This is a genomic window from Sporomusa acidovorans (genome assembly GCF_900101845.1).
Taxonomy (GTDB): domain Bacteria; phylum Bacillota; class Negativicutes; order Sporomusales; family Sporomusaceae; genus Sporomusa; species Sporomusa acidovorans.
Genome location: NZ_FNAM01000090.1, coordinates 1 through 7,674, shown reverse-complemented (window position 1 = coordinate 7,674; position 7,674 = coordinate 1). Strand labels below are relative to the sequence as shown.

At 43.9% G+C, this 7,674-nt stretch carries 7 protein-coding genes and 1 riboswitch; of the genes, 1 reads left to right on the top strand and 6 read right to left on the bottom strand.

Annotated elements, in window-relative coordinates:
- From BLR65_RS28195 to BLR65_RS28180, 4 genes are all read right to left on the bottom strand, one after another.
- The coding region (locus BLR65_RS28195) for a formate--tetrahydrofolate ligase (protein WP_143122690.1) at positions 1-585 on the bottom strand (585 nt) is incomplete at its 3' end.
- 375 nt (positions 586-960) lie between these two features.
- Entirely contained in the window at positions 961-2,220 is a 1,260-nt protein-coding gene (locus tag BLR65_RS28190; protein ID WP_093798081.1) for a saccharopine dehydrogenase family protein, read from the bottom strand.
- 26 nt (positions 2,221-2,246) lie between these two features.
- On the bottom strand, positions 2,247-3,350 hold the full coding sequence (nspC, locus tag BLR65_RS28185) for a carboxynorspermidine decarboxylase (RefSeq protein ID WP_093798079.1): 1,104 nt from the start codon (positions 3,348-3,350) through the stop codon (positions 2,247-2,249).
- A gap of 468 nt (positions 3,351-3,818) precedes the next feature.
- The gene (locus BLR65_RS28180) at positions 3,819-4,187 is read right to left on the bottom strand and encodes a response regulator (RefSeq protein WP_093798077.1); all 369 of its coding nucleotides are present in this window, start codon (positions 4,185-4,187) and stop codon (positions 3,819-3,821) included.
- A 484-nt stretch (positions 4,188-4,671) separates the two neighbouring features.
- On the opposite strand from BLR65_RS28180, the gene BLR65_RS28175 reads away from it, so the two are divergent.
- On the top strand, positions 4,672-5,019 hold the full coding sequence (locus BLR65_RS28175; RefSeq protein ID WP_093798075.1) for an ASCH domain-containing protein: 348 nt from the start codon (positions 4,672-4,674) through the stop codon (positions 5,017-5,019).
- Positions 5,020-5,079: 60 nt separating this feature from the next.
- On the opposite strand, the gene BLR65_RS28170 is transcribed toward BLR65_RS28175, so the two are convergent.
- Together BLR65_RS28170 and BLR65_RS28165 are read right to left on the bottom strand one after the other, a co-directional pair.
- Positions 5,080-6,627 carry an amino acid permease gene (locus BLR65_RS28170; RefSeq protein ID WP_245693102.1) on the bottom strand — a complete coding sequence of 516 codons (1,548 nt, stop codon included), beginning with the start codon at positions 6,625-6,627 and terminating at the stop codon, positions 5,080-5,082.
- A gap of 119 nt (positions 6,628-6,746) precedes the next feature.
- A riboswitch (Lysine riboswitch) is annotated at positions 6,747-6,913 on the bottom strand.
- A 494-nt stretch (positions 6,914-7,407) separates the two neighbouring features.
- Positions 7,408-7,674 (bottom strand): PIN domain-containing protein (locus tag BLR65_RS28165; protein WP_176772827.1); only part of this gene is annotated, 267 nt, incomplete at its 5' end.

Genomic DNA, 7,674 nt, shown 5'->3' with positions numbered 1-7,674 from the left:
CAGGCCCTGGGCGGCAAAGTCAATAACCCAGCCCATTTCAATATTTTTCGGGTCAATATCAAGTCTCTTCAAGTTTCTTTTTGCCAACTCGGCGTCGGTGTAGTTGGCTTCATGCTGCATTCTGGCGTTGAGGGCAACCATCGCCAGATTGTGCGCATTCATGATGTCGTTAATGTCGCCGGTCAAGCCAAGCGAGAACTCGGTCATCGGAATTAACAGCGCGTTGCCGCCGCCGGCTGCCGTACCTTTTACGTTCATGGTAGGTCCGCCGGAAGGCTGCCGCAAGGCACCGCCGACGTTTACGCCGCGTTTGCCGAGCCCTTCCATAATGCCGATTGAAGTTGTTGATTTGCCTTCGCCAAGTGGGGTAGGAGTAATGGCAGTTACCTCAATGTATTTACCATCGGGCTTATTTTTCAGACGGTCAATTACCTTTAAGAAATCAACTTTTGGCGTTCTGCCGTAAGGAATAATCTCATCCTTTTGCAGTCCCATCATTTCCATGTATTTCTCTGTGGATGGTATGTTACCTTCTGCCGCTTCGGCAATTTGCCAGTCTTTCAATACTGTAGGATCCCAAGCCATAATAATAAATCCTCCTTTTTTTGTCTGCTTTATTGAGTACTGCGAGTATCACTTCATCAAGACTTTTTTGAGCACCTCCCTTCTGTCTAAATAAGCGGGGCCACGTCACCAAACATTCATCTACCCAGCCCTATATCCTGTCAGTTGTTGCCTTATGACGACAACTGAAAACCCGGAACGTCGTTCCCCACTGCTCCCGCCGGTTGTCCCTCATGCCTTCTCAGGTTTAGACAGAACAACTCGGAGCTATATGCGATTATTCAACCAGAGTAAAATATATTTTAAAAATTACAATAAACCCCAGTGATGGAATGTTGTAAAAAAACCTTCTGCAATACCATAAAAAAGGTACTTACAGAAGGTTTTTTCTGATACTCACACTGATTCTAACGATTCAATAACCGGCGGTTCAAAGGTCACCGGGTTTTCGAGCACTTCTGTAGGCAGGCCCATAGACGTGAGCAATTTAATAAACGGCTGGGGATTCAATTCTTCTACATTGACCATCTGCTTGACATCCCATTCGCCGCGGGCGACCAATATGGCAGCCGCAACAGGGGGAACTCCGGCCGTATAGCTTATCGCCTGCGACTCAACTTCCTGGTAGCATTCGGCATGATCACAAATATTATAAATAAATATCTCCCGTTTTTTGTTGTCTTTCGTGCCCCGGATAAAATTGCCGATGCAGGTTTTGCCGACATAGCCGGGCGCCAGCGAGGAGGGGTCCGGCAGCAAGGCTTTTAGAACTTTTAACGGCGCAATTTCCACGCCTTCAGTCACTTTAACCGGCTTTTCCGAGGTTAAACCCAACTTGGTCAAAACGGTAAACACATTGATATAATGTTCGCTAAACCCCATCCAAAAGCGGATAGAATGTGCATCCATATTTTTCGATAAAGAATGAAGCTCATCATGACCTGTTAAATACACCGGACAATTTCCCACAACGGGAAAATCATAGTCCATTTTGATCGAATGCACTTTTTGCAACACCCACTTTCGATCAATCCAGGTCCACACTTTTCTGAATTCCCGGAAATTGATCTCCGGATCAAAGTTGGTAGCAAAAAATTTACCATGACTGCCGGCATTAACATCCAAAATATCAATGGTATCAATGTGGTCAAAATAATCCTGCTGAGCCAGCGCACACCATGCATTCACCACGCCGGGATCAAAACCGATCCCTAAAATGGCGGTAACGCCTTTTTCCGCACAACGTTCTCTGCGCTTCCACTCATAATTCGCATACCAGGGAGGGTTTTCGCAGACTTTGTCAGGCTCTTCGTGGATAGCGGTATCCATATACACAGCACCGGTTTCTATACATGCCTCTAAAACCGACATGTTCACATAGGCCTGCCCCACATTGATGACAATTTCTGATTGCGTATCTTTGATTAATTGAACCAGCGAAGGAATATTCATTGCATCCACTTTACGCGAATACAATTTTTTCGTTTCATCCTTCAGGTGGTTTTTCCGACGGATACTTTCAATAATGGCATCACATTTTTGCTGGGTACGCGAAGCAATGCAGATATCGCCCAATACATTATTATTCATCGCACATTTATGGGCAACTACATGACCCACGCCACCAGCACCGACAATTAGAACGTTTTTTCTCATTTCCTTCTCCTCTACTCGTAAATTAATTATGATAAACAATTGATAAAATCCGTGTAGTCAAACTCCTTGACAAGCTCTTCCGTACCGTTTAGCCTGCGTACAACAATCGCCGGCATTTTGAGGCCGTTGAACCAGTTCTTCTTGACCATGGTATAGCCTGCCGCATCGGCAAAACGGATTTCACTGCCGATTTCCAGTTTCTCGTTAAACTGAAAGGTGCCAAAAACGTCGCCGGCCAAACAAGAGCGTCCGGCGACCATATATCGGTACCGGCCCCTGCCGCCGGTATCCAGTTTGGCTGCTTGCCGGTAAATCAGCAAATCCAGCATGTGGGCTTCCACCGATGCGTCCACAATGGCAATATCAATTTCATTCTGCACCAGGTCAACCACCCGGGTAACCAGTTCGGCACAGCCGGTGATGGCGCTTTCCCCCGGTTCCAAATACACCTGAAGGTCGAAGCGTTTGGCAAATTCGGCAAGTTTTTGGCAAAACTTCTCTACCGGATAACCTTCTTTCGTAAAGTATAGGCCACCGCCAAGGCTGATCCATTGCAATTTCTCCAGCAAGTCGCCGTAATGCTCGCCGATGGTATCCAGTTGCCGGGAAAAGGCGTCAAAATCATCGTTTTCACAATTATAATGAAATAGCAAACCACTTAGGCGCGGTATTTGCTTGGCCAGCATCGCTTTATCAACTACGCCTAAGCGTGAATAGCTGCGAGCCGGATCTGCCAGATCAAAATGTGAATAGCTAATTCCCGGATTTACACGTAGTCCAAGCTTGGCCGACTTCGCGATATCATAATACCTATCCAGTTGGGAGACTGAATTAAAAATAATTTTGTCAGCAAATTGAGTTACAGCCCGGATATCTTCCTCAGAATAACCTACACAATAGGCATGAGTTTCCTTGCCAAACTTTTCAAAACCGAGACGTGCTTCAAACAGCGAACTGGATGTAGTGCCATCCATATATTCGCGCATCAAGGCAAACACGCTCCAGGTAGAAAAACATTTCAGCGCCAATACCGACCTAGCCCCGGAAAGCCGGCGCACCTGTTGAATAATTTTTAAGTTGCGCAGCAACTTTTTCTCATCAATAAGATAATACGGGGTAGAAATTTTCATTTTCTCATAAACTCCTACTTTTATATGATGTTCAGCAATTGATTAAATAAAAGATAACAGCAAATAAGCCACCCTGCCCCTTATAATCCTATGCGGATTACCGAGACAAAGCAGCAGAAGGCAGTGATGGTAATTACTCTTTCTGCATTTTACTCTGACATTAATAATAGCAAAAAACAACGGATTTGTCGAATATTCTTTGAAATAAAGCAAAATTTAGCCGTAAAACCGGTTTCAAAGCAAAATAACAGGTTTCCGCTCATTCGCATTGATTTAATCTAAATAAATGTCTGTCACTAACAGCTACTTACAATCTGCCTCTCCATATATGTATTACCTTGCAAACAAAAGATAGTACTCCTTTTTTTTTGCAAAGTAACAAAGAATAACTTAAACTAACTTACAGCGTACAAACTCTAACCGCTTTCTGCATGTCTTCGGCATGGCCTGACCGCCTGAGGCAATAGGTTAAACGCCTTGCGGGCGCCGCAACGCAGCCGCTAATTCATTAACACTAACCGGTTTGTGCAGCAACGTATGGAAGCCCCGCAATCTAACTTCCTGAGCAATGTCTTCGCTCATAAAACCTGATACGATAATTACCTTTAATTCCGGCAGCAGAAGTTGTATTACCCCCGCAAACTTCAGACCGTCAATATCAGGCATTCGCAGGTCTGTGACCACGGCGTCATAGTTATGGTTATTACCCAGATCAATGCAGTCCCGCATAGCCTTTAAGGGTTCTGTATAGGTATCACAGGTATGCCCCAGGAGTTCTAAAGCGATTTTCATTCCCAAAAGAGAACCGGCATCATCGTCAACTAATAAAATATGCATTTTTATCCCGCCTTACGAGTAATATACACTCGTCTCCGAATTCTGAGTTTGCTGTATAAAATAAGCTCTTTGTCGGTGTATCATACCCGAATATCGCAAATAGCGTGCCAAGAACATCAGAATCTCACATTCTATTTGTCATCTTTGCCTTAACCACCGAAACTATGCGAAAAATATAAAAACCAAGCCGCTTTCGCTATTGGAAAGCAAATAAGGAAAAGGGCTTTGGCGATGCAATTTTTGTATAAAATCTTCGACAAAATATGCAATTTTTGTCTACTAACCGGTTCTACTTGCCCCAAGAAACTCATAGACTAATAACAGGATCACAAATAAAGAATTATGGGAAGCTGCAGGATTTTGTATAAAAGTGCAGAAACAATTAAGTACCGCGTAGTGCTATAATTAATCTCTGCCTCCAGGAAAATATTTGGGCATCCTGCCGGTAATTACGGCTTATATAATACGAAACGGAGGGATTACGATGTTTGCACTTAACTTTATTTCAGAGCATAACGAACAGCTATTACTATCCCGCAAAAAAACAACCACAATCCGCCCAGGAGACATTCGGGACATTTATCCCGAAAACTCAATTGTTTGGGTTACCTTCGGTAAAAGATATGGTCAGAAGAAAAAACTGTATACAGCCGTCATCGATAGAGTACTCACAAAAAAATATAGCGATTTGACAACAAATGAATTGAAGCATCAAAATCCTGAAATTAACACGGTAGAAGAACTTATTCAAATATTTGAGGACATTTATGAGAAGCAAATTCATATTGACGATACAGTGACCGTCATCCACTTTTCGGAGATAATAGAATAAATAGTAAAAAGGCTTAACTCCAGGTTTTGGAGCTAAGCCTTTTGCGTTTTGCCAAAAAACTTATTTGCCTGAGGAAAGCTGAACCGCCGCTTCCTTTTTCCCATTGCAAAACAGCCGGTAGTACCCGTAAATACCGGCTAATACAACCGTGCCGGCATATAGCACAATATGCTGCGTTTCATCAAAATACAAGCTGAAAATGATCCCCAAGTTTAAAACGATCGTTAAAATCGGAACCAGGGGATACAGGGGCGTACGAAAAATTAAATCACGAACTTTACCGCCCATTTTTTTATACTCCTGGCGAAAATTAAGCTGACACCAGGCGATGATTACCCAAATTAAACAGCCTGTTAGACCTGTACTGGACATTAACCAAAGATAAACCGTATCAGCGGCATAAACCTGAGTCAAAAGCGAAAGACCGGCAAGCGCCAGAGTTATAAGAACTCCGTTGAAAGGAACGCCATTACGGTTCAATTTTCCCAGCCAGGCGGGGGCAAGATTTTCGCGGGACATGGACCACAAAAGGCGTGAGCAGGCATATAATGCCGAATTGCCCGCAGACAGGGCCGACGTCAGCACAACGGCACTCATTATGGTTTCCGCGAAAGGTATCCCGGTCCTGGCAAAAACATGGGCGAACGGGCTTTCCATGACCCCGGCTTCTTTCCAGGGAATTGTGGCTGTCAATACAAAAATAGCCACTACATAAAACAGGATAATCCGCAAAGTCACGCCTTTAATAACCCGTGGAACATTTTTACCCGGCTCCTCACATTCGGCAGCCGCAATTCCGACAAGTTCAGCACCCTGGAAGGAATAGACGACAGCAATCATCGATAAAAATACGGCAAAAAAACCATTAGGGAAAATACCCTGATCCTGCATAAAGTTGGACAAACCGATGGCTCCTTCGTTACCCACAGACCCAAACATCAAAGCCGTGCCGGCAATAATAAAGGCAATAATCGCCGTTACCTTGATACCGGCAAACCAAAATTCCGCTTCCCCATAATTTTTGACCGAAATTAAATTGAGCAGCGCCAAACTGATAGCAAAACCGGCACACCACACCCATACAGGTATCTGGGGGAACCAGTTATTCGCAATAATACCGGCTGCGGTAAAATCGGCCGCAATACAGGTTGCCCAGTTGACCCAATATAACCATCCGGTCGTAAAACCGGCTCCTGGTGAAATAAAACGTGACGCATAGGACTGAAAAGATCCCGAAACCGGCATAGCCGTAGATAATTCGGCAAGGCATAATAAAACCAGCAACATGACGAGGCCGCCAACCATATACCCCAGGATAGCGCCAAACGGACCGGCCTGGCTAATGGTTTGCCCCGAACCCAAAAAGAGTCCTGTGCCAATGGTGCCACCGACAGAAATCATCATCAAATGGCGTGACTTCAAGTCCCGCTTCAATCCCTTTTTATCCGGGCACAGTTGTTCCAGATCGACTGTCTGTGCAGACATACAAAAAATTCCTTCTTTCTCACAAAGATAAATATCTCTCTTGTTCCCGGGAAAAATAACCTTCCAGTCAGAAACCCCGGCTAACGCCGAGCCTGTGGCGAAAGCGCTGGCCACTGGTTGCACTTATGTCAACAGAATTCTGTTATAAATTCTGTTTGACAAAAATAAAAAGACAGTCGTAGCGCATCGACTGCCTTAATAACAGTTCCAGACAACAATTCCCAGGTTGCTGTTTGTTGTCCGGATGAACTAGCGCTCCACCAAAATGGCGACAGTAGTATAGCTGTTAACCATACTCCCAGCCTGAATGCCTGGCAACATACAGACTTCGGCAATCCATCCTTTCCCTGCGGTTCATCGCTGCCGGCTCGCCACAGGTACTCATAGTGATTGCTCCTCTAAGTCATCCTTAAGGATTTTCCTATTCACTTCGTCTTTATTCCGCGGACTAAAAGATCTTTTGTCTTTATAACTGTACCATTATTTGTATTTTCTGTCAAGGATGAGTCAAGGGACGGTTCTCGATGAGTCAAGGGACGGTTCTCTGACTCACTACATTTTTAAAATTTAACTTTCATTAAGACTACTATTCTTAAAGACGCATAAATTTTTTGCCAAATTACCAAAAAATTTGGCAGAAATCTATTTTTCATCATACTAATGATACAGTTCTGGATAATGCAGACCAGCTAAGGTAAAACTTGGAAACACGCACGTTAATCTGCCTTAAATCTGCCATGAAACAAGGAACCTGTCTGCGTTCTTTTAATACCATTAATTGGCAAGTAAAGAACCGTCCCTACTTGCTACTATTTTGCCAAAAAAACAAAGCTCTCTAGTCCGCGTATTTACTGGACTAGCAGAGCTTTTTTACTTGTTTTGCTGCAAAACTCAGGATTTATATCATACCCTTTTTCTTTTCACTCCACGAAACTTATCAAAGTGATTGTCGAAGGAGTACACCGCCTGATCGGCAGCCAGTGCTTTGGCGGCAACAATCGCATCGGCCCAATCAATACCGTTCATTTCAAAAAATTCTAAGGCTTGCGCAAGTGTTGCTGCATCTGTTTCTGTCTCAATTCCCGGCAACCTTATTAAGGAACGTAAGGTTTTAGAAATATCAGTGCGACTATGCTTATAGTAGCTTTGTAATACAAATACGGCTTCGAT

Excerpts from the sequence above, each read along its gene's own strand:
- BLR65_RS28175 (WP_093798075.1), top strand. The coding sequence starts at position 4,672 with ATGTTTGCACTTAACTTTATTTCAGAGCATAACGAACAGCTATTACTA.
- BLR65_RS28180 (WP_093798077.1), bottom strand. The coding sequence starts at position 4,187 with ATGCATATTTTATTAGTTGACGATGATGCCGGTTCTCTTTTGGGAATG.
- BLR65_RS28190 (WP_093798081.1), bottom strand. The coding sequence starts at position 2,220 with ATGAGAAAAAACGTTCTAATTGTCGGTGCTGGTGGCGTGGGTCATGTA.
- nspC (WP_093798079.1), bottom strand. The coding sequence starts at position 3,350 with ATGAAAATTTCTACCCCGTATTATCTTATTGATGAGAAAAAGTTGCTG.